Source organism: Daejeonella sp., from assembly GCF_049655485.1.
Taxonomy (GTDB): domain Bacteria; phylum Bacteroidota; class Bacteroidia; order Sphingobacteriales; family Sphingobacteriaceae; genus Daejeonella.
On record NZ_JBASJU010000039.1, the window covers coordinates 1 to 26,970 of the forward strand.

The 26,970-nt window shown below is 40.3% G+C and carries 27 protein-coding genes; 11 read left to right on the forward strand and 16 right to left on the reverse strand.

What is annotated here, in order from left to right:
- Nucleotides 1-434: 434 nt before the first annotated feature.
- Entirely contained in the window at nt 435-770 is a 336-nt protein-coding gene (locus WBJ10_RS01760) for a helix-turn-helix domain-containing protein (protein ID WP_424287832.1), read from the forward strand.
- Between the two features lie 118 nt (nt 771-888).
- On the opposite strand, the gene WBJ10_RS01765 is transcribed toward WBJ10_RS01760, so the two are convergent.
- The 3 genes from WBJ10_RS01765 to scpB form a co-directional block, all read right to left on the reverse strand.
- Nucleotides 889-2,031 carry a GNAT family N-acetyltransferase gene (locus WBJ10_RS01765; RefSeq protein ID WP_424287833.1) on the reverse strand — a complete coding sequence of 381 codons (1,143 nt, stop codon included), beginning with the start codon at nt 2,029-2,031 and terminating at the stop codon, nt 889-891.
- A 66-nt stretch (nt 2,032-2,097) separates the two neighbouring features.
- Entirely contained in the window at nt 2,098-2,304 is a 207-nt protein-coding gene (locus WBJ10_RS01770; RefSeq protein WP_424287834.1) for a hypothetical protein, read from the reverse strand.
- 105 nt (nt 2,305-2,409) lie between these two features.
- Nucleotides 2,410-2,976, reverse strand: coding sequence for an SMC-Scp complex subunit ScpB (gene scpB, locus WBJ10_RS01775; protein WP_424287835.1), 567 nt, complete (start codon nt 2,974-2,976; stop codon nt 2,410-2,412).
- A gap of 217 nt (nt 2,977-3,193) precedes the next feature.
- Between scpB and WBJ10_RS01780 the strand changes: the two genes are divergently transcribed.
- Complete coding sequence (locus WBJ10_RS01780) at nt 3,194-3,901, forward strand: ferritin-like domain-containing protein (RefSeq protein ID WP_424287836.1); 708 nt, start codon at nt 3,194-3,196, stop codon at nt 3,899-3,901.
- 10 nt (nt 3,902-3,911) lie between these two features.
- Nucleotides 3,912-4,748, forward strand: a complete 837-nt coding sequence (locus WBJ10_RS01785) for a ferritin-like domain-containing protein (protein WP_424287837.1) — start codon at nt 3,912-3,914, stop codon at nt 4,746-4,748.
- Nucleotides 4,749-4,796: 48 nt separating this feature from the next.
- Here the strand turns inward: WBJ10_RS01785 and WBJ10_RS01790 are convergent, their stop codons facing one another.
- Nucleotides 4,797-6,620, reverse strand: a complete 1,824-nt coding sequence (locus WBJ10_RS01790; protein ID WP_424287838.1) for a tetratricopeptide repeat-containing sensor histidine kinase — start codon at nt 6,618-6,620, stop codon at nt 4,797-4,799.
- Nucleotides 6,621-6,918: 298 nt separating this feature from the next.
- On the opposite strand from WBJ10_RS01790, the gene lysS reads away from it, so the two are divergent.
- Nucleotides 6,919-8,643 carry a lysine--tRNA ligase gene (gene lysS, locus WBJ10_RS01795; protein WP_424287839.1) on the forward strand — a complete coding sequence of 575 codons (1,725 nt, stop codon included), beginning with the start codon at nt 6,919-6,921 and terminating at the stop codon, nt 8,641-8,643.
- Nucleotides 8,644-8,649: 6 nt separating this feature from the next.
- Here lysS and WBJ10_RS01800 read toward each other — a convergent pair whose 3' ends face one another.
- Both WBJ10_RS01800 and WBJ10_RS01805 read right to left on the reverse strand, forming a co-directional pair.
- Nucleotides 8,650-8,865, reverse strand: a complete 216-nt coding sequence (locus tag WBJ10_RS01800) for a hypothetical protein (RefSeq protein WP_424287840.1) — start codon at nt 8,863-8,865, stop codon at nt 8,650-8,652.
- 249 nt (nt 8,866-9,114) lie between these two features.
- Nucleotides 9,115-9,669, reverse strand: a complete 555-nt coding sequence (locus WBJ10_RS01805) for a DUF2892 domain-containing protein (protein ID WP_424287841.1) — start codon at nt 9,667-9,669, stop codon at nt 9,115-9,117.
- Between the two features lie 74 nt (nt 9,670-9,743).
- Here WBJ10_RS01805 and ung point away from each other — a divergent pair, with 74 nt between their 5' ends.
- Together ung and WBJ10_RS01815 are read left to right on the forward strand one after the other, a co-directional pair.
- Complete coding sequence (ung, locus tag WBJ10_RS01810; protein WP_424287842.1) at nt 9,744-10,421, forward strand: uracil-DNA glycosylase; 678 nt, start codon at nt 9,744-9,746, stop codon at nt 10,419-10,421.
- A 288-nt stretch (nt 10,422-10,709) separates the two neighbouring features.
- Nucleotides 10,710-11,351, forward strand: coding sequence for a DUF6266 family protein (locus WBJ10_RS01815; protein WP_424287843.1), 642 nt, complete (start codon nt 10,710-10,712; stop codon nt 11,349-11,351).
- 75 nt (nt 11,352-11,426) lie between these two features.
- Here the strand turns inward: WBJ10_RS01815 and WBJ10_RS01820 are convergent, their stop codons facing one another.
- A complete protein-coding gene (locus tag WBJ10_RS01820; RefSeq protein WP_424287844.1) occupies nt 11,427-11,897 on the reverse strand; it encodes an Lrp/AsnC family transcriptional regulator in 471 nt (156 codons plus the stop codon).
- A gap of 137 nt (nt 11,898-12,034) precedes the next feature.
- On the opposite strand from WBJ10_RS01820, the gene WBJ10_RS01825 reads away from it, so the two are divergent.
- Nucleotides 12,035-12,691 (forward strand): metal-dependent transcriptional regulator, encoded by a 657-nt coding sequence (locus tag WBJ10_RS01825; protein WP_424287845.1) that lies wholly within the window; start codon nt 12,035-12,037, stop codon nt 12,689-12,691.
- Entirely contained in the window at nt 12,688-14,556 is a 1,869-nt protein-coding gene (locus WBJ10_RS01830; RefSeq protein WP_424287846.1) for an Nramp family divalent metal transporter, read from the forward strand. Before WBJ10_RS01825 ends, WBJ10_RS01830 begins: the two co-directional genes overlap by 4 nt.
- Nucleotides 14,557-14,640: 84 nt before the next feature.
- On the opposite strand, the gene WBJ10_RS01835 is transcribed toward WBJ10_RS01830, so the two are convergent.
- Both WBJ10_RS01835 and WBJ10_RS01840 read right to left on the reverse strand, forming a co-directional pair.
- Nucleotides 14,641-15,108, reverse strand: a complete 468-nt coding sequence (locus tag WBJ10_RS01835; protein WP_424287847.1) for a thioredoxin family protein — start codon at nt 15,106-15,108, stop codon at nt 14,641-14,643.
- Nucleotide 15,109: 1 nt separating this feature from the next.
- The gene (locus WBJ10_RS01840; RefSeq protein ID WP_424287848.1) at nt 15,110-17,395 is read right to left on the reverse strand and encodes a TonB-dependent receptor; all 2,286 of its coding nucleotides are present in this window, start codon (nt 17,393-17,395) and stop codon (nt 15,110-15,112) included.
- Between the two features lie 164 nt (nt 17,396-17,559).
- On the opposite strand from WBJ10_RS01840, the gene smpB reads away from it, so the two are divergent.
- Nucleotides 17,560-18,009 (forward strand): SsrA-binding protein SmpB, encoded by a 450-nt coding sequence (gene smpB / locus WBJ10_RS01845; RefSeq protein ID WP_424287849.1) that lies wholly within the window; start codon nt 17,560-17,562, stop codon nt 18,007-18,009.
- Here the strand turns inward: smpB and WBJ10_RS01850 are convergent, their stop codons facing one another.
- From WBJ10_RS01850 to WBJ10_RS01860, 3 genes are read right to left on the reverse strand one after another with little or no spacing between them, the layout of a single operon-like run.
- Entirely contained in the window at nt 18,010-18,666 is a 657-nt protein-coding gene (locus tag WBJ10_RS01850) for a protein-L-isoaspartate(D-aspartate) O-methyltransferase (RefSeq protein WP_424287850.1), read from the reverse strand.
- A 53-nt stretch (nt 18,667-18,719) separates the two neighbouring features.
- Entirely contained in the window at nt 18,720-21,203 is a 2,484-nt protein-coding gene (gene priA / locus WBJ10_RS01855; RefSeq protein WP_424287851.1) for a replication restart helicase PriA, read from the reverse strand.
- Nucleotides 21,203-21,589: a DUF423 domain-containing protein gene (locus tag WBJ10_RS01860; protein ID WP_424287852.1), complete on the reverse strand. Its 387-nt coding sequence runs from the start codon at nt 21,587-21,589 to the stop codon at nt 21,203-21,205. The genes priA and WBJ10_RS01860 overlap by 1 nt, the downstream gene beginning before the upstream one ends.
- Nucleotides 21,590-21,808: 219 nt before the next feature.
- On the opposite strand from WBJ10_RS01860, the gene WBJ10_RS01865 reads away from it, so the two are divergent.
- Together WBJ10_RS01865 and WBJ10_RS01870 are read left to right on the forward strand one after the other, a co-directional pair.
- The gene (locus tag WBJ10_RS01865; RefSeq protein ID WP_424287853.1) at nt 21,809-23,422 is read left to right on the forward strand and encodes a hypothetical protein; all 1,614 of its coding nucleotides are present in this window, start codon (nt 21,809-21,811) and stop codon (nt 23,420-23,422) included.
- A gap of 37 nt (nt 23,423-23,459) precedes the next feature.
- The gene (locus WBJ10_RS01870; protein WP_424287854.1) at nt 23,460-24,872 is read left to right on the forward strand and encodes a DUF5723 family protein; all 1,413 of its coding nucleotides are present in this window, start codon (nt 23,460-23,462) and stop codon (nt 24,870-24,872) included.
- Between the two features lie 272 nt (nt 24,873-25,144).
- Here the strand turns inward: WBJ10_RS01870 and tsaB are convergent, their stop codons facing one another.
- The 4 genes from tsaB to rpmH all read right to left on the reverse strand — a co-directional run bounded on the left by tsaB (nt 25,145) and on the right by rpmH (nt 26,703).
- On the reverse strand, nt 25,145-25,828 hold the full coding sequence (gene tsaB, locus WBJ10_RS01875; RefSeq protein ID WP_424287855.1) for a tRNA (adenosine(37)-N6)-threonylcarbamoyltransferase complex dimerization subunit type 1 TsaB: 684 nt from the start codon (nt 25,826-25,828) through the stop codon (nt 25,145-25,147).
- Nucleotides 25,829-25,845: 17 nt separating this feature from the next.
- Nucleotides 25,846-26,082, reverse strand: a complete 237-nt coding sequence (gene yidD, locus WBJ10_RS01880; protein ID WP_424287856.1) for a membrane protein insertion efficiency factor YidD — start codon at nt 26,080-26,082, stop codon at nt 25,846-25,848.
- Nucleotides 26,072-26,467, reverse strand: coding sequence for a ribonuclease P protein component (locus WBJ10_RS01885; RefSeq protein ID WP_424287857.1), 396 nt, complete (start codon nt 26,465-26,467; stop codon nt 26,072-26,074). Before WBJ10_RS01885 ends, yidD begins: the two co-directional genes overlap by 11 nt.
- Nucleotides 26,468-26,544: 77 nt before the next feature.
- Complete coding sequence (rpmH, locus tag WBJ10_RS01890; RefSeq protein ID WP_079701901.1) at nt 26,545-26,703, reverse strand: 50S ribosomal protein L34; 159 nt, start codon at nt 26,701-26,703, stop codon at nt 26,545-26,547.
- Nucleotides 26,704-26,970 lie beyond the last annotated feature (267 nt).

Consider the following 26,970-nt stretch of genomic DNA (forward strand, 5'->3'; position numbering starts at 1 on the left):
CTTAAGTGCAGGGCAATTGTATATAATACTAGACGAAAAATTAATTCGTTTTAGACAAATTTTGTACACTAAAAACTGATAAATGTTTTTCACCAAGACTTTTATGAACACCATTGTATTATTTTAATCTTATTAGAAGAGTGTCTTGAGTTATGCGAAATAGTGCTCATATGGCCTCTAAATTAATGCGAAATTGTAGTTTAAACGTGTAAAAGCAAAGAAAAAACACTTTTTGTGCACCTATCGTATATCTACCCGTTTTCTTGTTGGTTAATACCTGTTTTTCGAATTAATTTAAACTATAACCGTAATCCCGTAAATTTGGAAAGGTTTTTGAATTGCTTTAATTATAAAGTAAAAAGCAATACAGTTTATAGGACTGGGAAAGGTGAATCTGGAACTATATATGGTTCAGAATGATTAATTAACACTACATGAAAACATTAGGAAAAAAAATTAGATTACTAAGGCATCAGAAAAGCTGGAGCCAGGAAGACGTGGCAAAACGCCTCGAAATTTCCATTCCTGCATTTTCAAAAATAGAGACCGGCATTACTGATGTAAACCTATCTCGATTGGAACAGATTTCGAAACTTTTTGAGATGAGCGTAGTTCAATTACTTACATTTAACGATGCGGAAAGCCAGGAGAAGTACACGTCAGAAGTGGACGAACTAAGCAGAAAGGTAGCTGAGCGTGAAAAAGAAGTTATTGACCTTCAAAAACGTATCATCGACTTGTATGAGGAGCTCCGAACTGTCAGAGTTTAGCGAATAAAACGTTTTTCATTAAGAAAGATTGGGAAAAAAAGTACAGCAAAGGCCTTATAAGAACCTTTGCTGATTCTTTTATGCCTTGCTTTTCGCCTTTCGCGGTAAAACCAGTTCATCAGTTTGCACTGAGTGCTCCTTCATCGAAACTCTTACGTAATGTGGCGTGCTTTTTCCCAAAAACAGCACCAGCTGCGTCATGAAGCGATAACATTTTATCGTTGAAATCACCAACCCAGGACAGTTCCAGTTCCTTATATTGGTTCATTGGAATTACATACTCTTTCAGTTTGATGAAAAGTGCTGACTCCAATCCATGCTTCTGAAAGGCCTGCTTAGTCCCCATTACAACTGCTCTCATCCGTGTTACACCTACCCAGCGTTTGTAAACAAACTGCAGTTTTTGCATAATGCCAAGTTTTCCATTGAAATTTCTGATCATCTGATTAGCATCTGGTAGTATCACAATAACCGATGCTGGCTCGTTATTTATATAGGCAAACCATATCAGTTTTTCATCCATTACTGCTTTCATTTTATTGAAAGCTTCGAGGACTTTTTTAAGATTTAAAGGAACAAAATTGTCAAAATCTTTCCAGGCATCGTTATATATATCAGCAAAATCAGCCGCAAATTGTTCAAGCTTGCCCGCCTCCAGATGCCTAAAAGTGTATCCGGGTTTGTTGGCAACCCAGTTGGCGATCTTTGTAAAACGCTCTGGAAAGGGCTTGTTTACATCCAGATGGTTAGTAATTTGTTCATATTGGGTCTTAAAACCATAATCTTCAAAAAGCTTTTGATAATAAGGGTGATTGTAATTCATCCCATATGATGGTGTAGTAAAACCTTCAATTAGCAATCCCCAAAAACTGTCGTTCTCACCAAAATTGATCGGTCCATCCATGGCTTTCATACCTCTCGCAGTAAGCCATGCCCGCGCAGTATCAAATAACATATCTGCAGCATTCTTATCATCAATACACTCGAAGAAACCAATTCCCCCTGTAGGCTGTTCTGCCTGATAAGCTTTATCTTCATTAATGAAAGCAGCAATGCGTCCAATTAATTTCCCATCATCTGATTTCAAAACCCATCTGGTTATCGACCCATGGCTATGAAAAACATTTTGTTCAGGATTAAAAACTGCGCTAACGTCCTTATCCAGCGGACAAACCCAGGTTGTATCGTCTTTGTATATCTGCCTGGCAACCTCTAAAAACTCGCGGGCGGCCCGCTTGTCACCTACTTCTTTTATAATCATCAGCAATAAAATAAAAAAAGCATTCAGTTTTTACTGAATGCCTTCAAAACCACTATAATATCGTTCTTAAAAATCCTCGTCATCCTCGTCATCATATTCATCAAATCCTTTTATATCATCATCTAAAGGAAGATCGAAGTCGTCATCATCATCATCGGCTACGACAGGTTTTTTATCGATCAGTTCATCATCATCCTCGTCATCATCATCCTGACTTCTCTTTCTCGGATCAAGGGAACCTTTAAAAGTATCCCTGGCAATTGGCGCTTTCATTGACCTTATCATCTCTTGCAAATTACACTTCTTTATTATGATTTATAAATATAAAATTAGCAAGTTTTTAATTTTAAAGAACTACTTTTTAAAATTTTATACCTTTTATTCTGCCTGCTCCCCAATGACATTACTTTCCGTCTGAAGATCGGCCAGTTGAGGAAGGTCTGCTGTAGAATTGATCCCAAAGTAATCCATAAAAAGATGACTAATTCCATATAATATTGGCTTCCCTACAGAATCAGCTTTACCCATTATAGTAATCAATTCTTTTTCGAGGAGCTTTTGAACCGTATAATCACAGTTCACCCCCCTGATTTGCTCGATTTCGAGTTTAGTTATAGGTTGTTTATAGGCAACTATTGCAAGTGTCTCTAAAGCAGCCTGGCTTAGCTTTTTCTTCGATCGCTGGATCTGAAGCAGATTGATTACAGGGTGATATTCCTTTCGGGTCAGAAACTGGTAGCCTCCATTAATAAACACCAGTTCCAGAGCCAGACCCAATGAATCATATTTGCCGCGGATTTTTTCGATCATCCCTTGTATTTGTTCAGAATTCAGCTTTTTCGACTGGACTTCATCCATCACCTGTCGAATCTCATCTATACTTATACTCTTCTCTGAAGCGAATATGAGTGCTTCAATATAATTCTCAGGCTTTTCCAAACTCATAAACAAACATAACAGAATGCATTTTTATCAAAAAATATTTGCCCGATAAATATATGAAGACATTTCATGGTATTCCTAAAAGGAGTATTTTCTTAAAAACTGCTCCAGAAATAATGTCGTAGGTATAGCCAATCAACAGTATTCTATTATTAACTCAAAAAATCGAACCTGTAAAGCGAATGACGCCACCAGGTTCACAAAGACTAAACTTATGAATATGAAAAACTCAACAAAATCAGAGGATCAGGCTCTACTAAGGGAGCAGGATTTCTTTTCCTCGAAACTAGAGCGCCGCTCTTTTCTGCGTTTTGCAGGTGCTGGTGCAGCAGGCATGGCCTTAGTTGCTGCCGGTTGTAAAAAAGACAAAGACACACTTGAATCTGGTGTCTACCTGGGAAGCGGCGATATTGGTATCTTGAATTATGCTTATGCATTAGAGCAGCTAGAAGCTGCATTTTATGTGCAAGTTGCAAACTCTTTTTACACTGGCGCTACACAAGCTGAAAAAGACATATTAATTGACATTCGTGACCATGAGGTTGCACATCGCGAGTTTTTTAAGAATGTATTAGGAGAAAACGCAATCGGCGGACTTGAAGTAAATTTCTCTTCAATTAATTTTGCTGATAGAACAAGTGTTCTGGGTACAGCGAAAGCGTTTGAAGATCTGGGAGTTTCTGCTTATAACGGTGCTGGATTTTTACTTAGAGATGCAGGCTATTTAACAGTTGCAGGTAAAATAGTATCTGTAGAAGCCAGACATGCTGCGATAATACGCGAATTAATCACCCCAAATTCATTTGCAAACAATGAAGTAATCGATGCGAACGGGCTCGATAAATCACGTATGCCTTTGGAAGTGTTAGGGATAGCATCAGCATTTGTGAAAACCAAAATAAACGCTAACGATTTACCAACTACTTAATTAAACAGACATGAACATTTTAAATATATTAGACGAAATTGAAAAAGTGGACGGTGAAGTCTACGAACGTTTGAATCCGAGAAGAAAAGCCATGAAGGATTTCTTCAATTTCGGATCCAAAGTTGCTGCAGCTTCTCTTCCATTTGCTATTGGATCTATGTTCAAGACAGCATATGGTCAGACAACGGCAACTGTTGAGCAAGTATTTCAATATGCCCTCACACTTGAATACCTGGAAGCAGAATTTTACACTAGAGGAGTAGCTGCTGCTGGTCTAATCCCTGCAGGTGCATCTGTCGCTGCAATTACTACTATACGTGATCACGAAAATCAGCATGTTGCATTTCTTCGTACAGCATTAACAAGCTTAGGAAAAACTCCTGTTGCCAAACCAACATTCGATTTTTCTGCTGGTAATGGATCAGGTACTGGACCATTCGCAACCGTATTTACAAACTATGATATTTTCCTTGCTGTTGCACAGGTTTTTGAAGACACTGGTGTAAGGGCGTACAAAGGTCAGGCCCCTAATCTATTAAGACAAGGTGCGTTATTGACTGCAGCCCTGAATATCCATTCGGTAGAAGGAAGACATGCAGCCAAAATCCGTCAAATGCGAAAAGCGCGTGGCGCGAATGTTAAACCTTGGATTACTGGTAAAGATAACGGTATTGGCCTTGCAGCAGTTCAGCCTTCATATGATGGCGAAGAATTGGATACCCAGGCTGGCGTTAAGATTACAGGTATAAATGGTCAAGCGATCAGCTTTAATGCTGCAACCGAAGCCTTTGATGAACCTTTAACAATGGGACAAGTATTAGGTATTGTTGATCCTTTTATCGTTTAGTGGTTAGTTTTAGTGATTGAAAAGGGAACCTTAGGGTTCCCTTTTCTTTTATATTGGAATCTTTATCATTACTAAGGTGCCGACATCGCCCATTTGTCGCTGCTCTATAAATATCTGACGTTTATTAAGTTTATTTAACAGGCTCACTCTTTCCCGGATAAGAGCCATCCCTCGACTGATGTGGCCAGATTTGGGCAAGGTTTCCGAATTATAAATTCCAATTCCATCATCAACGATTGTTATTACCAGGTCACTACACTTTAAAGTAAGATCTAATTTAATCACCCCGCCACCTTCTTTAGGCATTATGCCATGCCAGATCGCATTCTCAAGAAATGGCTGTATAAGCATTGAGGGTATTATTATCTCATCAGGGTCCATACTCTCATCTACGGTAATGGAATAATCCATTTTATCTATAAATCTTACCTTTTCAAGAGAGAGATAAAGGTCGAGATACACAAGTTCCTTCTGGACCGAAATCGTGCTGTTCATGCATATTTCAAGATGTTTTCTTGCAAGTTTGGCAAAACCCGATAAAACCTGGTTTGCACTTTTCGCATCAGCTTGATTTATAAAATGCTGAATAGAGTTCATGACATTGAACACAAAGTGAGGGTTCATCATCGCTTGCAAGGCCTTATGCTCAAGCAAGGTTATTTTACTCTGGTCAGATATTTCCTTACGCTTTCTACGCCGTTCCTTCCAAAAGTGATATATAAGTGCAGTGATAACTGCGAGTAAAAATACAGACACCGTCAAAAAAAACATCCACCGGGAGCTAGCCTGCTGATATTTTTGTCTGGCAATAATTAATTCATTTTCGCGAATCTTTTGTACCTGGAGATAATGTTTCGAGTGAAAATCAATATTCGACGAAAGATTTTCATTCAAAAGCAGGCTGTCATTATGATAAACGAGGGAAAGGTACTTCAAAGCTTCTTTGTAGTTCTTTCTTCTTAATTCCAATTCGTATCGTCCACGAACAAAATCATTTTTAGTTACCGGGTTCATTACCATTTGCGAGTACCCGAGACCTTCAGCAATTGCAGCTTCCGCAAGTTTAAATTGATTTTCATCCAAATGGATGTAGAAAAGAGCCAGGTAACAATTACTTAAAGTGTTGTAAAGCTTGAGCTTCTTTGCCCTGCGAATTGCTTCAATCAAACGTTCCTTTGCAAGATCCATTTTATTGAGGCGGTGATACACCCGACCAGTATTTTGCAAATAAATTATCATGGAAACCGTATCGTTTCGTTTCTCGAAGATTTTATAACTCTTGTTAAAACTAGCCAGCGAACTGGTATAGTCAGATTTTTTGAAATGAGCAAGTGCTATGTTGAAATGAATTCCTCCAATTAATTCTTCATCCTTTATTCTTCTAGCTATTCGCAAAGCGGCTTTAAAATGTTGCAAAGCTTTATCAGGATCATTGTACTTATATAAGATGCCTATATTGCTGTAGGTCCTGGCAACATTTTTATGATCCCCTAGTTGTTTGAAATACTGCAATGCATCATTGTAGTTCTTGGTTGCCAATGCATGATTTTCCAGATAGGCAAATCCCAGGCCCCTTACCCGGTAAGCTTCTGCAACGCCCCGGACATAGTTTATCTGCATGGCGAGATGCAAGGCGCTATCGGCTATCGAAACGGTGTTTTTAGGATTGGTTAAGCGATAATCAAACGCCTCTTTATTCAACCTGATAACATGTATGGAATCTTTAAGTGCCCGATTATTTGTAAGGGTGTGCGAATTCAATAATGTGTTGGATGAATTATAATACAATGCAACAATTACTGCGGCGGTAAGCAGCAAAAAAAGTATCAGAAGCTTTAAATAATTCCTTTGCAAATGTAAATAAGGGAGCATGTTTGAGTATATCGCAAAAATATTTCCTTGAATTTAATTTATTTCCCCGAATAAAAAAAGCGGTGAACCGCCCCAATCGCTTCAGCCGCTTTTCAGGATTTATATTATCACCGCAGATAATTTAAATCAAGGCTTAAGCCAAATTAACTTTTCACACGAGGTTAATTGAAACTTGTGTAGGAACGGTAGTTTTGACTTAGTTAACGGTTGGTTTCTGATTGTCTTTCCACTTTCCCCTTCCAACTCTTAGCCAAATTCCCTTCAAAATCTTTACTTTTGCACAAATTCAAGTATAAAAATGAGCATCGGATTATCTGAACAGGAAATTATACGCCGTGAGGCAATGGCTGAACTACGCAAACTCGGGATCGACCCATATCCACCTGAAGCATTTGAGGTAAATGTGAATGCAAAGGATATAAAAGAAAACTACGAGCGCGATAAAACTTCCTATAAGAGCATCAGTTTTGCTGGCCGCATCATGAGCCGTCGAATCATGGGCAGTGCATCCTTTGCAGAATTGCAGGATTCAACCGGTCGTATTCAGGCATACTTAAACCGGGATGAAATTTGTCCCGGAGACGATAAAACCCTATACAATACCGTTTTTAAGCGACTTCTCGACATCGGGGATTTTATTGGTGTCAAAGGTTATGTTTTTACCACCAAAACTGGTGAGATTTCCATCCACGTAAGCGAGTTGAAGATCCTGGCTAAATCACTTAAACCACTACCTATAGTGAAAAGAGATGATGAGGGTCATATCTACGATGGCTTTACAGATCCGGAAATGCGCTACCGTCAGCGTTATGTTGATTTGACGGTAAATCCGGATTTCAAAAAGATTTTCCAGAATCGTTCACGTGTAATCAACACCATGCGGAAGTATTTTGACGATCAGGGATGGATGGAAGTTGAAACCCCTATCCTCCAGCCTATTCATGGCGGAGCTGCAGCCCGGCCTTTTAACACTCATCACAATGCCCTGGATATGCCCCTTTACCTGCGTATAGCCAACGAATTGTATTTAAAACGGCTCATCGTGGCCGGCTTCGACGGTGTCTACGAATTCGGAAAAATGTTCCGAAATGAAGGCATGGACCGAACACACAATCCGGAATTCACCTCCATGGAGATCTATGTAGCCTATAAAGACTATATCTGGATGATGGCCATGGTTGAAGAGTGCCTGGAAAAAATTGCACTGGCGATCCATGGAACTGCTTCGGTGAAAGTTGGCGGACACGAAATTGATTTTGCCGGCCCATACGAGAAACTCTCGATGTACGATTCTATCAGGAAGTATACTGGAATTGATGTTTCAAAAATGGACGAGGAAACTTTAAGGACCACGTGCAAAGAGCTTAATATCCAGATCGATGCCACCATGGGACGAGGTAAGTTAATTGATGAAATCTTCTCCGAAAAGGTTGAATCTAACCTCATTCAGCCCACTTATATCACCGATTATCCAATTGAGATGACTCCCCTGGCGAAAAAGCATCGCAGCGAAGAAGGTCTCGTGGAACGTTTTGAGTTGTTTGTGATGGGTAAAGAAATCGCAAACGCTTACACCGAGTTGAATGACCCGATCGATCAGCGTGAACGCCTCGAGGAACAGTTGCTACTTGCAGGCCGTGGAGATGAAGAAGCTATGGCTATGGATGAGGATTTCCTGCGTGCTCTTGAATATGGAATGCCGCCTACGTCTGGTCTTGGTATCGGTATCGACCGATTGGTGATGCTTATGACCGATCAAAGTACAATTCAGGAAGTGCTATTCTTCCCTCAAATGAGGCCTGAAAAGAAAGCTAAGGTTTTTTCAGTTGATGAATTTACTGCACTGGGTGTCCCATCTGAATGGGTTCCTGTTTTAAACAAAATGGGCTTTAAATCGGCAGAGGAATTGAAGGCTGGTAACCCTAATAAGGTATTTAACGACCTTGGCGGGATGCGTAAAAAGATGAAACTGGATATTGTGATGCCAAGTAAGGATAGTGTGATTGAATGGTTTAAAAAGTAATGTTGATTATTTATCCCTCAAATCATCATAACGGGTTTCCCGATCCATACCGATATTTCTGCTGATGAGATCATCGGCTTCGTCTGATACTGGGTAGTTAAAAAAGAACTGTTCTGCCTGGATTCTTTTCAGGAGCTGGTGAATAAAGGAAAGATTAAAATCTTCTCTTGGAAGCTTGATCAGATATTCCTGATCCGTGATTTCTATACTTGAGTTTTTCATTTTAGGTATCGATTTAAGAGCCGTGTGTAGAGCTGAATTAACTCTATTGATTAATACCCAAAAATATAAAAGGCTGTCCTACATTTCATAAAACAGCCTTTATCAATACGTTATATTTACGTTAACTCTATAGCACACCCGTTCAAACCCAGTCACTGTCACCCTTCCCTTTCACCTTTCACCTTTCACCCTTCACCTTTCACCTTTTACCTTTTACTCCCAGTTTTCACTCGTCACGTCCCAATTAACCTAAAATCGCCGTGCGTTCCCTCTCTGCTGCACAACCGTCCGGTCCATTTGGCCCATTTGTTCTTTCATCATTTTGATCTGATCTGCAAGCAACTTATTCTTATCTGCTTTCTTAGCTTCCTGAAGATACAGAGTAGCTTCCCGCTTATTCCTTTTAGCCATTGCTATACCCGCCAGACTGAGTTTAGCCAGGGCAATATTATGATCCATTGTCATACCGAGGCTTAATGCTCTCTTGAAATATTTTTCAGATTGTAGAGGCGCTTTTCGGGATTCTATAAGTCCTAACAGAAGATTATAATATCCATGTTGTCCTTTGAACAATTCCGACTCATAATTACCGATTTTAGCAAGCCATACCGCCGCTTTATCCATATTATCTTTTCTCAAATAATATTGGGCAATCAGCATCTTCTCATTGAATAAGAAGCTTACTCCAATTAAGATGGCTACAAAAACCAAAGGTATTCCCCATCCCCAGTATCCGAAAACCATCAATGTTACTGCTGCACCCAATACGATGGCTGCAAGAATCAATCTTATGAAATTAGGCATTGTTGTGTTATCTGTTAAATTTGCTGCAAATATCCGTTTATTTAAGCGCTTAACCAATATCTATCTTAGAAAATATGTCTGTTCAAATTGAGGAGAGTTGGGGAAAAGTCCTGCAGAACGAATTCGAAAAAGATTACATGATTAGGCTGAAGGATTTTCTGCAAGCTGAAAATTCTGCAGGAAAAATCCTGTATCCTGCGAGCAAGAATATTTTCAAAGCTTTCCAACTTACGCCTTTTAACGACGTTAAAGTAGTCATACTTGGACAAGACCCCTATCATGGCCCCAATCAAGCCCATGGGCTATCTTTTTCTGTACAAAAGGGAATACCCTTTCCCCCTTCCCTTCAGAATATTTTCAAAGAATTGAAAGCGGAATTCGATGATTTTAAATACCCTCCCCACGGCAATTTGAGTCAATGGGCTGAACAGGGAGTCCTTCTTTTAAATGCAACATTAACTGTGGAAGCCCAAAAGCCAGGGTCTCATCAGAAACAGGGTTGGGAAATTTTCACCGATCGGGTTATCCAAACTCTTTCAGAGCAAAGAACAGGCATCGTATTTCTCTTATGGGGCAAATTTGCACAAGCTAAGGCAGTTCTTATCGACACCAGCAAACATCATGTGCTGATGTCACCCCACCCGTCCCCATTCTCTGCTCATAGTGGTTTTTTCGGGAACGGGCATTTCAGGAAAACTAATGAGATTTTGGAGAAGGAGGGGAAGGGAGAGATTGATTGGCAGATTATTTAATTAGCAAATTAGAAAATTAGTAAATTGGTAAATGGAATAGCGGTTCAGTGCTCCATCCATTTGCTCAATTAAAATTTCCTCTTTTTATTGCTGCCCCGAGTCTACACCTTTCATTAATACCACTATGCTTTATAATAACAGGGAGAAAACAGGGAGGTAACAGGGACAAAACAGGGACGAAACAGGGATCGCTCCCTATAAGATAAGTGATAAATTACTGAATACTAATGCTTTAATTTTTTTTATTGGCATATTATACCTATATTCATTAACAACAAACCTAAAGACATGGCTAGACTTATTAACGGGGCCAATGGTCCCTTCAGCGGTAAAGTAGGCTCAATAATTGGCTACACGATGAATGGTGTCGGCTATATGAAGGGTCCTTACAAATTAAGAACTAAAGCACCTACCGCTGGAGAATTACTAAACCGGGAAAAATTTGCTGCAGCACAAAGTTGGCTCAGTCCCGCCCTCAACATGGTTAGAGCAGGGTTCAAAGGCTATAAGCCGAGTTTTCAGGGATTTTCTGCAGCTAAGTCCTGGCTCATGAAAAATGCCCTACAGGTTATCGATGGTAAGGTAGTAATCGACCCCTCTCTTGTTAAAATAAGTTCGGGCAGCCTGCGCCTCCCGGAAGACCTCAACTGTACTTTCGAGGAGCCGGATATGTTCAGATTTAAATGGAAACCTACTGCTCCCTCCGTTTTGGAGCGTGAACAGGTAATGGTCCTGATTTATAATATAGAAAAGGGAGTCGGCTATGGTTATGTTTACGGCAACAACCTAAGTCATGGTGAACAGCTGGTAAAGGTTGAGTTATTTAAAGGCGGAACAACTCTCCACTGCTACCTGGCCGTTCTCGCTACAGATAGAAGCAATCAATCGGACAGCGTGTATTTGGGAAAGTTTGAGATCGGATACGATTAATCCCATTCCAATCGATGGATCAGCCATTTGCTAATTATCAAATTCTCAAATTTACTAATTTACAAATTTGCTCATTTAATACTCCAGCGGTACCGCCGGCTCCTTCTTATTTGTAGACATAATCATCATTGTCTGGAAGGTTTTTACAACTGAAATCTTGCTGATTTTGTCCATGATTACCCGTTCATAGGATTTAATATCTTTTACATACACTTTTAACAGAAAATCGCACTGACCGGTAACGTGATGACATTCAGTTATCTCTTTTATGGCCGCTATTTCTTCCAGGAAAACTTGAATGGTATTATTTTTATGAAAATCGAGCTGAATCTGGATAAAGGTTTTGATGCCGAGTCCTAAAAGTTCTTCGTCAACGAGGGCGTGGTAGCTTTTAATATAATGAGATTGCTCGAGCTTCCTCACCCGTTCGAGGGTTGGAGCCGGCGACAAACCAACTTCATGGGATAATTGGAGATTGGTGATCCGTCCGTTTTCCTGAAGAATTTTGAGGATCTTAAAATCTATCTTATCAAGTTCTATAGCCATAATAGTTCAAAAGTAGGGTTTTTCAAGGCCCAACCAAATATTATTTTAAAAACGGTCTTAAAATATGGCAGTTATTTTTTAGAATTTATTTAGATTAATCTAAATAAATAATTAGGTTTGTTTAATTCTACACAGACATGCATTCATTTACCGAAGAGAACTACCTTAAGGCAATCTATCATCTCAGTAGCGAAGACAAAACCGAGGTGAGCACCAATGCCATCGCCGAAGTGACTAATACAAAAGCTGCTTCAGTGACAGACATGCTTAAGAAGCTGGCAGACAAAAAGCTGATCAATTATATCAAATACCAGGGGGTTACTCTTACTGAAACCGGAACAAAGGCAGCGGTAAACATAATCCGTAAGCATCGCTTGTGGGAAGTGTTTTTAGTTGAAAAATTAGGCTTTAAATGGGATGAGGTACACGACATCGCTGAAGAGCTCGAGCATATCAATTCTACTCCGCTGGTCGACCGGCTGGATGATTTCCTGGGAAACCCGGCAACGGATCCTCACGGCGATCCTATTCCAGACAGAACAGGGAATTTTCTAGCTAAGAAACTGGTAAAGATATCCGAGATGAAGCAAGGACGCGGTGGTACTATTTCAGGAGTAAACGAACATTCTTCAATGTTTCTAAAACATCTTGAAAAACTTGGGCTGACCCTGGGTACAAAAATAAATGTAAACGAGCTTGTGGAGTTCGACGGGTCGATTATACTGTCAGTGGACGGACTAAAAGAAGTAACAATTAGCCGCGAAGTAGCAAAAAATATATTAGTGATTTTATGAACAAAAATGACGAATCATTAAGCGAAGTACATGGTTCTGTAGCCACATCAGGTAAAACCGGCTGGAGAAAGTTAATGGCGTTTATAGGTCCTGCTTACCTGGTAAGCGTTGGATACATGGATCCGGGGAACTGGGCAACAGATATCGCTGGGGGTAGCCAGTTTGGCTATAAGCTGATCTGGGTATTGCTGATGTCTAACCTGATTGCACTATTACTGCAATCTTTAAGTGCCCGCCTGGGTATTGTACGAGGACTAGACCTTGCCCAGGCATCGCGAAATGCTTATCCAAAATACATCAATTACCCTTTATATGTGTTGGCTCAGATTGCTATCATAGCCTGCGACCTTGCGGAGATTATAGGAATGGCAATAGGACTTAACCTGCTATTTGGTTTACCACTTATATGGGGTGTTTCAATCACTATTCTTGACACATGCCTGCTTCTTTTTCTGATGAATAAAGGGATGAGGATGATGGAAGTATTTATAGTTTCCATGGTTTTTATCGTTGGGATTTCCTTTTTGACAGAAATGTTCATTGTGAAGCCAATGCTAGGGGAGGTTTTGTCGGGATTCAAACCATCTATCCTTTCAGGCAACGCGCTGTACATCGCCATAGGAATTATCGGTGCCACTGTGATGCCCCACAATTTATACCTCCATTCTTCCCTGGTCCAAACCAGAAAGATCGACCGGACCAGCAAGGGAATAAAGGATGCATTGAAGTACAACCTCATAGACACCACAATTGCTCTGAATCTTGCTTTTTTCGTAAATGCTGCTATTCTGATCCTTGCTGCTACAGCCTTTTACAAGAACGGCATGTATGAGGTTGCCGAGATCCAGGATGCATATAGGCTGCTGGATAATATATTTGGCTCAGTCGCCCCTACCCTTTTCGCTATTGCATTGATCGCTTCCGGACAGAGTTCAACGATAACCGGAACGCTTGCCGGGCAGATCGTTATGGAGGGCCACCTCAATCTCCGTATTCAGCCTTGGATTAGAAGGCTTTTAACCCGCTTACTGGCAATAATTCCAGCTTTCTTTACTATACTTTATTTTGGGGAAGAAGCACTTGGAAGTCTCCTGGTATTTAGTCAGGTTGTGCTAAGCTTACAGCTCGGATTCGCCATTATACCCCTGATCCATTTTAACTCCGACAGCAAAAAAATGAAGGAGTATGTGATTAAACCCTGGGTAAAAATCCTCGCCTGGCTAAGCGCATTGATAATTGTAAGCCTGAATGTTAAACTTGTTATGCAGGAAGTAACAGGATGGATAAGCGGAGGTGAAAATGTGTGGCTTATCTATGTGTTTGTAATACCTGTAATTATCACCGTTAGTGTGCTTTTGTTATACGTGATATTCGTTCCCATCTTCAAAAAACATAGCGGCAGCTTATCAAATGTGCCACATGGACATGCATTGGAAATTGGGAATATCGAGAACATCCAATACAGAAAAATCGGCATCACTGTTGATTTTTCCAAAAATGACAGGAATACAATTCGCCATGCACTGATACAAGGTGGGAAAGACGCAGAATATACGATGATCCATATTGTAGAAACAGCAGGCGCACTATTTCATGGTGAAAAAGTACTGGATCATGAAACCCAAAGTGATGCTGACAATCTTGAGAAGTATAAGCTTAATCTTAAAGAACTAGGCTACAGCGCTGAGATAGCAATTGGCTACGGAGCCGCGGCAAAAGCTATTTCACAAACGGTCAAAACGAAAGATCTGGACCTCCTGGTTATGGGGGCACATGGCCATAAAGGCATCAGCGATTTGATATTTGGAACGACTGTCGAGACCGTAAGGCATAATGTGAATATTCCCATCCTAATCATTAAATAAGCAAATGAGAATTAGCAAATTAGAGAATTAGAGAATTAGTAAATGGGAGCACGAACCACTCATACTTACCAATCACAAATTTGCTCATTCTCTAATTTGCTCATTCTCTAATTTCTTTAAAATTTCTTCCATCGCTTGCGCGGATAAAAAACCATCATACTGATATATGATCTCATTTTTTGCGTTCAGGATGCATAGGGTCGGATAGGAAACGCGGCCATTGATTGTTGCTAATTCCTGGGCTAGCTCATTCGCTCCCTGTTTGTATTTAAATTCCCTTCCGGCAAAAAAGATACTTTTCTTTTCTTCGGCATTGAGAAATACGGTGTAAAACTTGTTTCGAAGCAATTGGGAAACTTTGGGGGATTTAAGCATTGTATTTTGCATCGCATGGCAATACTTGCACCAGTCGGTCATAATCAGGACCACAAGAGGCTTGGATTCTAATGACTGCAAGGCCTTTATTTCTTCGAACCTTACTGCTCTATTCTGCCCGGATACATTCCAGGCTGATAGAATTACAAATAAAGCTATCGCAGTTCTTTTCAACATGCTATTTGATCGTAAGTCTGACTCCAAGGAAGCCCCGGATTCCCTGATTAGGTGCGTATACGTATCCCGGATCAAATGTCAGGGCATAAGGGTTTAAAGGACTGGTAAGAACATTTCCAGAATCGTCGGTCTGCACATTCTTATCAAAAGGATCGTGACTTCTTGCAATAAGAAAAGGTTCAGATCTCCCGGGAGTCCAATTAAGCAGGTTTTTCACGCCCCCATAAATCTCTACTTCCTTTACGCCAGAAAAAGTAAATTGAATATTTTGCAGGCTCCATACTGGTGACTTCCCGCTGCGCGGATCTGAACCGCTTAAAAGTGGTAGTCTCATCGGTCCATAAATATTGCCGGTATAATCCAGGCCAAGATTCATTTTCTCAAGTTTATAGGAAATACCCCAAGTGCCGGTCCATTTTTCAGTCAGCATGGGCCTTATTCTCCGCTGTATAAGGTCATTCTTCGAATGGACATCTAATAAAGATCCCCCGGCTATAACTTTCAGACCATTGGTAAATACCATATCAAAATTGGCGCTTAAGCCCCGGGAAACTGCGTATCCATCCAGATTCCGGTAAATGATCTGATTTGCATTGCTTACATAATCAGGGATGATCTGATTGTTGAAGTGGGTGTACCAGGCTGAAGCGTCTATATTTATAAAACTGCCGCTCTGGAAATTGATTTTTTTTATATAATTAAGGTTGGCATTATAACTTCTTTCCGGTTTAAGCTCTTCCGCAACAATCACTTCGCGCGAACCCGTAAGAGCTGCATGTTCTTCCGTAAACAAGCTTACAACCCTGAACCCGGTACCTGCATTTAATCGAAGAATGTTGTTTTCATTTAAGATCCACTTATACGCTATTCGCGGTGTGAGGATGTTGCCATGGTCAGAATTATAGTCATATCTCATACCAAGCAACATCTTGTGCTTCTCACTTAAAGCAATTTCATCTTGTACAAAAACTCCCGGAAGCCACACTCGATCCGCATTGTTAATCCCATTGAAGAGTGCTGTGGCAGGCGTGTTATCATCATAAAATGTATATCGCAGAGCTGTGCCAAACAGTAAATCATGACTCCTTATTTTTTTATCCCAGGTCAGTTGGCCGAAAGCAATCTTTTGACGTGCGCCATAAATAGTATTTCCATATACCGAATTTTGAGCATGATCATTAATTGAAAAAGCCAGCATCATTGATTCTTTTACAGGCAGCTGGTACGATCCAAGTACTTCCCAGCGGTTAGTATAGATGCTTTCGGCATATTTGTCGGTGCCTCCCCGATATGCGGGCTTCCATGAAACATCTCCCCCCCATCGGTCTTCATAATTATACCTTGCAGCGATACTAAACTGTCTGTTCTCTCTTCTCAAAAAGTTCCATTTTTGGAAAAGCGAAATTCGGTCCTGCTGGGTCACATCAGTGAAGTTGTCGGCATTATTATCGATGCGATTGCCGTATTTAAAATAATTGATACCCGTCAGCACCTCAGCTTTCTTTCCCGCTGGAAATTTAAAACCGATATCCGTGTTAACTTCTCCCCAGGAGGTGGTGAATACATCCCCGGAAAATGAAGGTGCATTTTGAGGTTTACGTGTAATTATATTAATAAGGCCACCGACGGCTTCAGAACCATATAGCGAAGAAGCCGGGCCTTTGACAACCTCTACCCTCTCAATCAGGGCGTTGGGAATACCCGACAAGCCATAAACCGAAGAAAGGCCGCTAACTATAGGCATACCATCTATAAGTATCATTGTATATGGTCCTTCCAGGCCATTAATGTGAATGTCGCCCGTATTGCAGATATTGCAATTCAATTGCGGTCTGACTCCGTTTATATTCTGCAGGGCGTCGAAAACAGATGGAGTAGGATTTTTTCTAAAAAATGCCGGGCTGTAAACTTCCACGGGAACAGGGCTCGCCAGCCGGCTTACTTCCTTCATGGTTCCGGTTACAACAACTTCATCTAAAGAACTTTTGTCCGTAGAAACAAGAATAAAATCCAAATGGGTGCTTTGCCCTTCTTCGACAACTATAGATCTGCTTTGCGTTTTGTATCCCAGATAGGAAACATTTACAATATACTTCCCAGATGTAAGGCCCTCTATTCTGAATCTGCCGGAAGAATCTGTCGATGTGCCATTTTTAGTGTTTTGCAAACTGACAGTAGCAAATGAAAGCGGTTGGGAAGAGCTTACCGTGCCGACTATCGTTCCCGTTTGTGCATAAGCGACCAGGCTGCAAATATTTAAAAGAAATATAATGGTGAAAATTCTCATGGATTAGATTAATATAAATAAATAACAAGATAGTCAAAAATAATAAATTAGATTCACAAAAATACTATTTTAGATTAACCTAAATTATTGTATAATGTTTTATTAGAACCAGCACGAATTCACTGATGTCAAAATTCTTTCTGATATTTGCGTTTTAGTAAGCCATGGGACCCGGAATAAGTATTAAGAATAAAAGGGCACATTTCGAGTATCACATTCTCGAGACTTTCACAGCGGGAATGAAATTGCTGGGTACAGAAATAAAGTCGATCAGGGAAGGTAAAGCTGATATCAACGATGCGTTTTGCGCTTTCCTGGATGGGAATCTCTACGTTAGAAATATGCAGATAGCGGAGTACTCACACGGCTCATTCTATAACCATGAAGCAAAACGTGACCGGGCTTTACTGCTAAATAAAAAAGAAATCTCAAAACTTCGTACAAAAATTGAGGAAAAAGGCTTTACCATAATCCCGCTGAAGATATTCACCACAGATCGGGGTTTCGCCAAGTTAGAAATTGGGCTTGCACAGGGCAAAAAAATCTATGACAAACGGGAAACGCTGAAAGACCGGGATGCGAAGGTTGAGATGGCGAGGGCTATGAAAAGATAGTTACCACGCCTGCTCCCCTACTAATGGCACAAACCGGAAAGTATCCAAAGCAATTTTCTCATAATCATTTTCACTCACACGTAAAACAGTAATCATTTTTTGTGAGTTCTCATCTCCGACCGGAATAACAAGTATTCCGCCTATTTTTAACTGCTTGAGAAGTACTTGAGGCACGAGTGGGGCACCAGCCGTTACAATTATTTTATCATAGGGAGCGTGTTCCTGTATGCCCATCGATCCGTCGCCGAAGAAAAATTCAGCCTGATATCCCATATGGGGCAACACTTGAATGGTGCGGTTATATAAATTTTCCTGCCTTTCGATGGTATAAACTTTGGCACCCAACTCCAAAAGGATGCAGGTTTGATAGCCAGAGCCGGTACCAATTTCCAGGACTTTATCTCCTTTTCGAATGTGAAGAAGCTCTGTCTGATAAGCAACTGTATATGGTTGTGAAATGGTCTGTCCATCTCCTATCGGAAAGGCAATGTCCTTATAAGCTTGTTCCCAAAAGGTCTCGTCAAAAAAATAATGGCGGGGAACTTTACCTATGGCTTTAAGAACGTTTGCATCGCTGATACCTTTATCCTTAAGCTTTTCAACAAGCTTTTTCCGGGCTCCCCTTTCACGGTAATTGTCTATTAACTTATGTGCCATTTCTAATGTAAAAATAGGCTTAAGGTTGGATATTAGAGGAATAAACTTTCAACTCAATAAGGGTCCACATCGGTCTGTATAAAAACACCTTTATTAGCAGGATCCGCATCAAAAGTTGCGAGGATATCGCGTAAAGCGTCTTTAATTTTCTGGACGGAGACGCCCTCCTTTTCTACTTTAATAAGAATGGTTTGAATATAATAATTCCTTATCCTGCCTACTAAGGGAGATTCAGGTCCGAGAATACGATCTGCAAACTGGGCGCGAAGTATTCCAGCCAGCGAGGCGGCAATGGTTACCAGTTTGGAAAAGTCCTTATGTTTAACATCCAGTTGGATAATTCTGTACAAAGGGGGATAATGAAAATTACGGCGTTCAAGGATTTCGGTGTCAAACATCTCTTCATAATCATTCCTCACAACCTGGCTAATAACACGGTGTGAAGTATCATACGCCTGAATAATTACTTTGCCCTGCTTGGCCCTTCGGCCGGCGCGCCCTGAGACCTGCGACAGCATTTGGAAACTTCTTTCAAATGCCCTGAAATCCGGATAATTCAACATACTATCAGCACTAATTATTCCTATTGTAGTTACGTTGCCAAAGTCCAGGCCTTTGGCAACCATCTGCGTTCCCACCAGGATATCAATCCGCCCTTCCTCAAAATTATTGAGCAGCAATTGAAAACTGTTTCGGGAACGGGTCGAATCAAGGTCCATACGCGCGATCCGTGCATTCTCGAAAAGGCGCTGAAGTTCATCCTCAATTTTTTCAGTACCAAAACCTTTTTGTTCGATTTTGGCTGAGCCACAGGCCGGGCAGGCGGTTAGAACCTCCTGTTTGTAACCGCAATAATGACAATGGAGCTTCGCACTGCTTTTATGAAAGGTAAGGCTTACATCACAATTAATACACTTTGGAGTATAGCCGCAAGTGGTACACAAACTGACTGGGGTATAACCTCTTCGATTCTGAAATAAAATGATTTGCTCCTTGCGGGATAGCGCCTCCCTGATCTCACTCATTAGTACCGAAGTGAAGTGAGATTGCATGGTTTTCCGTTTTGTTTCTTCGGCAATGCTTACCACTTCAATAAGCGGCGACTTTACGCCTCCAAATCGTCCCCGGAGGGCTACAAACCCATACTTTTTTATTTTCGCATTGTAGAAGCTTTCGAGGCTGGGTGTGGCTGAACCCAGCACAATTTTAGCTTTATGGAGATGGGCGAGATAAATTGCGGTATCCCGCGCATGATACCTGGGCGCTGGATCATATTGTTTATATGATGACTCGTGCTCTTCGTCTACTACAATCAATCCAAGCTTATTGAAAGGAAGGAAAACGGATGAACGGGCACCTAATACAATTTTGTATTCCCCTTTAAGTACCTTGTGCCAGACTTCAGCGCGTTCTGAATCATTGAATTTGGAATGATAAATCCCAACCTGATTGCCAAAATATTCACGCAATCGCTCGATAACCTGGGTGGTAAGAGCAATTTCCGGTAAAAGATAAAGGGTTTGCTTCTCCTGGAGAAGCATTTGCTCTATCAGCCGGATATAAATCTGGGTTTTACCCGACGAGGTTTCGCCGAACAACAGAACAACATCCTTTTCGGAAAATTCCCCCTGGATCTGCTTCAATGCATTTTCCTGTGCATCATTAAGTTCAAATTCAAGAAAAGTTTCGATTTCCTCCGTACTAAGGCGACTAACTATCTTGTCTTCTTGCAAGAAGATTTCCTTGTCCAAAAGGGCTTTAAGGACCGAGGCACTGCTCCCGCTGGTTTCTATCAGGTCCGCTTTGGAAATCTCCGCCTGGATTTTTTCAAGCTTGTAATAAGCCAGCAGAAATTCAAGTTGCTTCGGAGCGCGTTCCAATACTTCAAACAGGGCCTTACGATTAACAGGATCGTTATAGAAAGGATTTAAGGATATAAAAGACTTTTTACGGGGCTTGAATTTTTCAGTGATTTCTTCAGAAATAACGATAATTTGTTTTTCAAACAACGAGCGGAGCAGTGGAAAAACCGTTTTTTGTCCCAGCAACTTACTAATATCACTAACCCGAAGTTCCGAATGCAGTTCCAACGCATCCAGAATTAAAAATTCCTTATCGGAAAGACTCGCTCTGTCGAAGTCCGCGGAGTGGTTCAAACTTACCCTGGTTTCACTTGCTAGCTTTAATGCAGCCGGCAAAGCAGCCTGCATCACTTCACCTATATAACACAAGTAATATTCAGAAATCCATTTCCAGAGGGAAAGCTGAAAATCATTTACGATAGGTTCATCATCAAGGACATCAATCAAATATTTTGCATCATAAAGAGAAGGTGGAATTTCCGATATTTTATAGATGATAGCGGTATATATCTTGCTTTTGCCAAACTGGACAACCACGCGCTTTCCCACCTTAACCTGCCCGGCCAGATCAAAAGGTACGCGATAAGTATAGGTTTTTGAAATTGCCAGGGGTAGTACAACCTCTACGAAAAGCGTCTTCCTCGAGTGGTCCCATGTTTCCTGAAATTCAAGCATTATTTGTTCTTGACGGTAGCGACCAGTAGGCTTATCCAGCCCAAAATAAATAGAAGTCCGCCAATGGGTGTCACAGGCCCAATCCAATTTACATTTTCAATATTCAAAATGCTTTTCGCAGATAGAATGTACAATGAACCAGAAAACAGAATAATCCCGAAAGTAAAAAACCATGCAGCAGCATTGATGGCACGGCTTTTAAATCTGGAAAATGTGGCTAAAAATAGCAGTGCGAGAGTATGGTAGAACTGATATTGAACGGCAGTTTGCCACGTTGCCAGCTCGTCGGCACTAATTAACTTCTTGAGGCCGTGGGCACCAAACGCTCCTAAAATGACTGCCAGGATCCCAAACAACGAAGCGAAAATAATAATCCTTTTGTTCATGTGTTCAGTTTAGAGTGCTAAAATACCCTTCCTGAATTTATCATACAAATCCACCTTGAATTATTATGAAGTCATGAATAATAAGTGTTTTTGTAGCCTGCCAGTGCAGCAATCGATCAGAACTAATATATATACAATTCTTTCGCCTGATTATAAAAGGTTAAATTTGTACAGAGCAGTACTGAGGAAGCTCCATGAGCACCGCTCTTAATAATTCAAATGAAATTAGTCCTTGGAATAACAACCGTTTTATTACTTGCTGTATTCTCAGTTGCCTATTTATACTTTACCAACTTAACAGGCGACAGCAGAAGCAATGATAAAACCCTGGCGGCTATCCCCGCCGATGCAGCTATAATTTTCAATTTCGTCAATGACAGAAGCCTTTACGAGATTTTTAAAGATTACACCGTTTTCGATACCATTGCAGGAAATCGAAAAAAACAAGAGCTCCAATGGCTTAAGAATTTTATCCTGAGTAATCCTGAACTGAGTAGTGCTGCCTTTGGCCAAAAAGTGTTTTTATCCCTCCACCCAATGTCGACAGATTCTTTACGATTTTTATGGGTAATGCCTTTGAGGGAAGACATACAGCTTGACGAAATTGCGGATTTTCTTAAAAAACAGACTGGACAAATTACTAAAGGCGCTCAAACTGGACCCTCCATATTAGAAATAAATGATCATTCCGTCCCAGGCACATTCTACATCGGAATTGATGGGGGCATTGCCAGAGGGAGTTTCTCAAAAACTCTCTTACTTGAAAGCCTGGATGGAAAATCCAAAAAAATAAGCAAAGAGTTCGTTGAGGAAATAAATGATGCAGTACTGAAAGGGGACAACGCTTTAACAAGTTTATTTATCAACCATAATAAACCAGGCTTTTTAGACGTGTTTTTTAAAGAAGCACCCAATGGGAATTTCGACTTGTTCAAAAGCTCTGCTGCTTATACAAACCTTAATTTAAATTACAAAAGTGACGCATTAATGTTCAATGGTGTCACCCGTCTAGACACAGGTCAAAACGACTATCTGAATATATTTCTTGAGCAGGAGCCCGTTAAGAATACAATCAAAAAAATTATTCCCTATAATTTGTCAAACGCCATTTGCTACGGCTTATCAGACTATAAACTCTTCAGAGCCAGCTTGAAAGATCTATTTAGCAAAAGAAAAGAGCTTGTTGCTTTGGATGAGCAGATCAAATTAATTACTACAGAAACAGGAGTAAATCCTGATCGCGACATTAAAAGACTGTGGGGAAATGAATTTAGCAATATGCAACTCTCAACTCATGAAAACCTGGCAGTGATTAGGATTTCAAATGGTCAGCAATTGCAATTTTACTTAGAACCGCTTAGTACATTTTATTCTGATGCTGTACGAAAAATGGATTATGAAAATCTCTTTTATTACTACTTCGGCGATCCCTTAATGAAATACAGCAAACCATTTTTTGGCATCACAGATAATCTTGTGATAATATCGAATTCCCCGGGGACGGTACAGCGATTTCTAAATGACTATAATAGCGAACGGTTATTGTCCAACAACCCCTCATTTACCCGGTTTGACCAGCTGGTAGCAGATCAAAGCAATATATCGTTCCTCATGCAGTTCAGGAACTCTGAAAGTCTCCTTAAAAGCCTGCTTAAAAAAGAGTATTCTCCAATCTTTAACAAAAAAGAGTATGGATTCAAAGAATTTTATGGGATTTCTTATCAGCTCACCAGCAATAAGGAGCATTTTTTCACGAATGTCTATTCCGGTTATAAAGCCTCTCCAACAGCTTCAGCAGATTCACTCGTAAATACTAAAGATATTAATCGTTAATTGCAAAATAATCATCAAAGCCCTAACCTTGAGTTTCTTGAAAAATGTTATTAGCTTAATACTTATCCTTGCTTGTACAGCAACCGTGTCGGCTCAACAATTCAATTTGTATAACAGCCGGACGCTTTATGATGTATTTGAAAACCCATCGCAGAGTGCTTACCAAATTGACACCAGCCGAAGGATTGCTTTTAATTTTTTCATTCCCACAATTTCAGTTAATGCCACGGCAAGCGGCTCAGCTGATCAGGCTTTAAAAGCTCTTATGTATAATGGTAGAGTAAATGCTGAAGATATCCCGATCGGGGAGGGAAAAATGAATACCATCGCATTCAACACAAACAATTATATAGCCATGCTGCGAGTGTTGCACAAAGTGAAAAAATCTCAGGAGGTAGGGTTATCCTGGCAAGTGAGAAATGACGGGAGAATGAGGATTACAAACGAGACGATCGCTGTCTTTGATGACCTCGATTTGTTTAATAATACGACAAGTGCAAGTGGATTTTTTGACAATAAAGGCTACAATCAATCTTATCATCAATTTAGTCTTTCCTACCGCCAGGACGTAACCAAAAGGTTTTCCCTGGGCGCAAAGGGGAGCCTGATTAGTGGTATCACTTACACTGCTTTTAACGTTCAGGAGTCTAAGCTGATCAATGACCTTGTGAATAACAGTATAAATGTTTCAATGGTCGGGCGGCTTCGTTCAAGCTTTAAGTTTGACAATATTGATACTGTGTCGCTGAAACCCAACTTCAAAAACCCAGGAATGTCATTAACTGCCGGAGCGAGTTATAAATTGCGCAATGGATGGTTTGTGATGGGGAATTTAAAGGATATCGGCTTTATAAAATGGAATAAAAATTCATACGAGTACGATTTCGATGCAAGTGGCATAGAAATAGATAATCCCTCAAGTCCTTCTGCAGACAACAGGCTTACCGATAGTGTGGATCAAAGGGTTAGTAATAGTGTAAGAAAAAGGTCATACATGAGCCTTCTCAATGGCAAGGCAGAAGTACTGATCAATAAGAATTTTGGAAATTATCAGCCAAATCTGATCATTTCTAAAAGTATATTTTACGAAGGGGCGGACATTGTTCTGACGAACAATTACCATTACCGGAATCTTGTATTGACAGCTTCAGCCGATTATAACACCAGCAGCTACCTTGCTATTGGGGGCCAAATCATGGTAAAGTCACCGAATGCTGAATTCTTTTTAGGAAGCGACCATTTGTTTAAAAGCATTGAAATGATCAAAGACGCAAGAAATAATACGCCTCCTTATACCGGTGGATATTCGGGAGCGTCGTTTTATATGGGATTTGGACTAAAGTTCGGACGTGTACTTGAACATCCTGCAAATGCTAATTTTATACCCGGCTTTAATGAACCCGGGGGAAGAAAATTTTTCGACCGGATTATTAAGAAAAAGGGGAATTAAGTATTGAGAATCAAGTTTCAAGACTTAGGGCCTTTGGACACTCCTATTATTTAAATAGATCTCACCTTAAGAAAAAAATGTCGTGTGTGCCACTTGTTCTGGTTGGCTGCCACCTTTAATACATATTGTCAGCCCAGCCTCTGCGGCCCTTTGCGTGGTACTCTGCGCCATTTGCGGTAAAATTAACGCAGTGTTTAGATAAGATCCTTCCTCAGACTTCAGACCTCCGACTTCCTTTTCAAACCTCCGACCTCAGAATGGAATTCGTACGATTAGCTTTTGGCGGTTGTCACAAAGTCTTTTAAATAAAATGGTTCGAAGTATGCCATATTCTCCAAATCTCCATTAATTAATTTATTATTAGCCAGTTCAGCTAAATGGGCTGCTGAGTTTTCAAAATCAAAAAACATCATATTTGAACGTTCCGAGAACAGCTCTTTAAACTTGTCGGCCCCATCCCCAAATAAAATCAATTTGTTAGATTGGAACTGATCAAATGAGGCCTGGTCAACGATTTTCGCATTCACCTCCTCAATTAGCGTAAGATCAGACTTAAATATCGCGGTATACACCTCCATTCGTCTGGCATCAATCATCGGAACCAAATAGCACGACGATTCCAGCTGGCGGGATTTTATCAGCCCCTTAGCCATGGCTTCCAGTGTATTCACACTGATCAAAGGGATACCAAGGGCAAAACACAATCCTTTCGCCGTGGAGACACCTATCCTTAATCCAGTATATGAACCCGGGCCTTTGCTAATGGCAACTGCTTCCAGGTCGGAATAGGGTTTGCCCGATGATTTCATAACTTCCTCAATAAAGACAGTTATGTGGCTCGCATGAATATTTCTTTCATTGGCTTCTTTAACCGCAATCACCCTGCCCCCTTCACTAAGTGCAACGGAACAGGAAGTAGTAGCAGTTTCGATAAGCAGGATTAGTGGTTCACTCATAAACTTTCAATAATTTTTCAGGGTACTGGGTCATAGCCATGACCACCCCAGGGATTGCATCTGCCGATCCGTTTCAAAGTTAACCAGCCACCCTTAAAAGGACCATGTTTTTTAATTGCTTCAACACCAAAATGGGAACATGATGGAGTAAAACGGCAGGATTTTCCTAAAATCGGCGAAATCAGGTGCTGATATACCTTAATTATAAAAAGAAATACTGCAGCAAAAGCCGGTTTAATTATCCTATTCCACATGACTGTCCAGATAAACCTTTTCGAACTTTATGATTGCCGAATTAAATTTCTTTTCCATGAATGCATAGTTGCCAATCTCTTTCCCGATATCACTTATACCACGAATAATCGTTGACGAGTTTTCCCTGAGAAAAGGATAAAGCCGTTCAGATTTCTGATGCCGGTAGATTTCGCGTATCCGGCGTTTTAAGAGGTTTCGATCGACAGCCCGTTTAAACCTTTTCTTCGGCACACTAATCAGCACCTGTACCGGATTCTCGCCAGGAAGGGATTCCTTTAGCCAGATGATTCGAAAAGGATATAACAAAAAAGAAGAACCGCTATGGTAAAGCTTATCGATAAGCTTTACATTACATAACCGTTCTTCTTTACTGAAACTATACATCTTTGAATGTTATTTAGCCTGATCAAAAAGCAGATTTGATCTGCACTATTCGTAAAGGCTACGAATAACAAACAAAACTATGCTTTGTGGCGACGCTCGTCAGATACAGATAGTCTTTTTCTACCCTTAGCTCTTCTTGAAGCTAATACTCTTCTTCCGTTCGCACTGCTCATACGCTCTCTAAATCCGTGCTTATTTCTTCTTTTTCTTTGAGAAGGCTGGAATGTTCTTTTCATGACTTATTTTATATTATTGCTCTAAAAAACAGAGGTGCAAATATAAGCTTGATTTTTTACAATTCAAATAATAGATGTAAAAATGTAAATATATTTTATTAACAAATCAGTCAAATAAGGTATTTCTTTAAATTTAAGCCTGAAATTTAATGCCGGAATTAAATTTTCAGGCTTAAACTATACAGATATAAAAGATCAAACAATCTTTAACAGGTGATTTTTTAAAATAGATAAACCTGAAGATTATTAATCTGACCCCTACTACTT

What these genes read in the sequence shown, in the direction of transcription:
- WBJ10_RS01760 (WP_424287832.1), top strand. Translation starts at nt 435, where the DNA reads ATGAAAACATTAGGAAAAAAAATTAGATTACTAAGGCATCAGAAAAGC.
- WBJ10_RS01765 (WP_424287833.1), bottom strand. Translation starts at nt 2,031, where the DNA reads ATGATTATAAAAGAAGTAGGTGACAAGCGGGCCGCCCGCGAGTTTTTA.
- WBJ10_RS01770 (WP_424287834.1), bottom strand. Translation starts at nt 2,304, where the DNA reads ATGAAAGCGCCAATTGCCAGGGATACTTTTAAAGGTTCCCTTGATCCG.
- scpB (WP_424287835.1), bottom strand. Translation starts at nt 2,976, where the DNA reads ATGAGTTTGGAAAAGCCTGAGAATTATATTGAAGCACTCATATTCGCT.
- WBJ10_RS01780 (WP_424287836.1), top strand. Translation starts at nt 3,194, where the DNA reads ATGAAAAACTCAACAAAATCAGAGGATCAGGCTCTACTAAGGGAGCAG.
- WBJ10_RS01785 (WP_424287837.1), top strand. Translation starts at nt 3,912, where the DNA reads ATGAACATTTTAAATATATTAGACGAAATTGAAAAAGTGGACGGTGAA.
- WBJ10_RS01790 (WP_424287838.1), bottom strand. Translation starts at nt 6,620, where the DNA reads ATGCTCCCTTATTTACATTTGCAAAGGAATTATTTAAAGCTTCTGATA.
- lysS (WP_424287839.1), top strand. Translation starts at nt 6,919, where the DNA reads ATGAGCATCGGATTATCTGAACAGGAAATTATACGCCGTGAGGCAATG.
- WBJ10_RS01800 (WP_424287840.1), bottom strand. Translation starts at nt 8,865, where the DNA reads ATGAAAAACTCAAGTATAGAAATCACGGATCAGGAATATCTGATCAAG.
- WBJ10_RS01805 (WP_424287841.1), bottom strand. Translation starts at nt 9,669, where the DNA reads ATGCCTAATTTCATAAGATTGATTCTTGCAGCCATCGTATTGGGTGCA.
- ung (WP_424287842.1), top strand. Translation starts at nt 9,744, where the DNA reads ATGTCTGTTCAAATTGAGGAGAGTTGGGGAAAAGTCCTGCAGAACGAA.
- WBJ10_RS01815 (WP_424287843.1), top strand. Translation starts at nt 10,710, where the DNA reads ATGGCTAGACTTATTAACGGGGCCAATGGTCCCTTCAGCGGTAAAGTA.
- WBJ10_RS01820 (WP_424287844.1), bottom strand. Translation starts at nt 11,897, where the DNA reads ATGGCTATAGAACTTGATAAGATAGATTTTAAGATCCTCAAAATTCTT.
- WBJ10_RS01825 (WP_424287845.1), top strand. Translation starts at nt 12,035, where the DNA reads ATGCATTCATTTACCGAAGAGAACTACCTTAAGGCAATCTATCATCTC.
- WBJ10_RS01830 (WP_424287846.1), top strand. Translation starts at nt 12,688, where the DNA reads ATGAACAAAAATGACGAATCATTAAGCGAAGTACATGGTTCTGTAGCC.
- WBJ10_RS01835 (WP_424287847.1), bottom strand. Translation starts at nt 15,108, where the DNA reads ATGTTGAAAAGAACTGCGATAGCTTTATTTGTAATTCTATCAGCCTGG.
- WBJ10_RS01840 (WP_424287848.1), bottom strand. Translation starts at nt 17,395, where the DNA reads ATGAGAATTTTCACCATTATATTTCTTTTAAATATTTGCAGCCTGGTC.
- smpB (WP_424287849.1), top strand. Translation starts at nt 17,560, where the DNA reads ATGGGACCCGGAATAAGTATTAAGAATAAAAGGGCACATTTCGAGTAT.
- WBJ10_RS01850 (WP_424287850.1), bottom strand. Translation starts at nt 18,666, where the DNA reads ATGGCACATAAGTTAATAGACAATTACCGTGAAAGGGGAGCCCGGAAA.
- priA (WP_424287851.1), bottom strand. Translation starts at nt 21,203, where the DNA reads ATGCTTGAATTTCAGGAAACATGGGACCACTCGAGGAAGACGCTTTTC.
- WBJ10_RS01860 (WP_424287852.1), bottom strand. Translation starts at nt 21,589, where the DNA reads ATGAACAAAAGGATTATTATTTTCGCTTCGTTGTTTGGGATCCTGGCA.
- WBJ10_RS01865 (WP_424287853.1), top strand. Translation starts at nt 21,809, where the DNA reads ATGAAATTAGTCCTTGGAATAACAACCGTTTTATTACTTGCTGTATTC.
- tsaB (WP_424287855.1), bottom strand. Translation starts at nt 25,828, where the DNA reads ATGAGTGAACCACTAATCCTGCTTATCGAAACTGCTACTACTTCCTGT.
- yidD (WP_424287856.1), bottom strand. Translation starts at nt 26,082, where the DNA reads ATGTGGAATAGGATAATTAAACCGGCTTTTGCTGCAGTATTTCTTTTT.
- WBJ10_RS01885 (WP_424287857.1), bottom strand. Translation starts at nt 26,467, where the DNA reads ATGTATAGTTTCAGTAAAGAAGAACGGTTATGTAATGTAAAGCTTATC.
- rpmH (WP_079701901.1), bottom strand. Translation starts at nt 26,703, where the DNA reads ATGAAAAGAACATTCCAGCCTTCTCAAAGAAAAAGAAGAAATAAGCAC.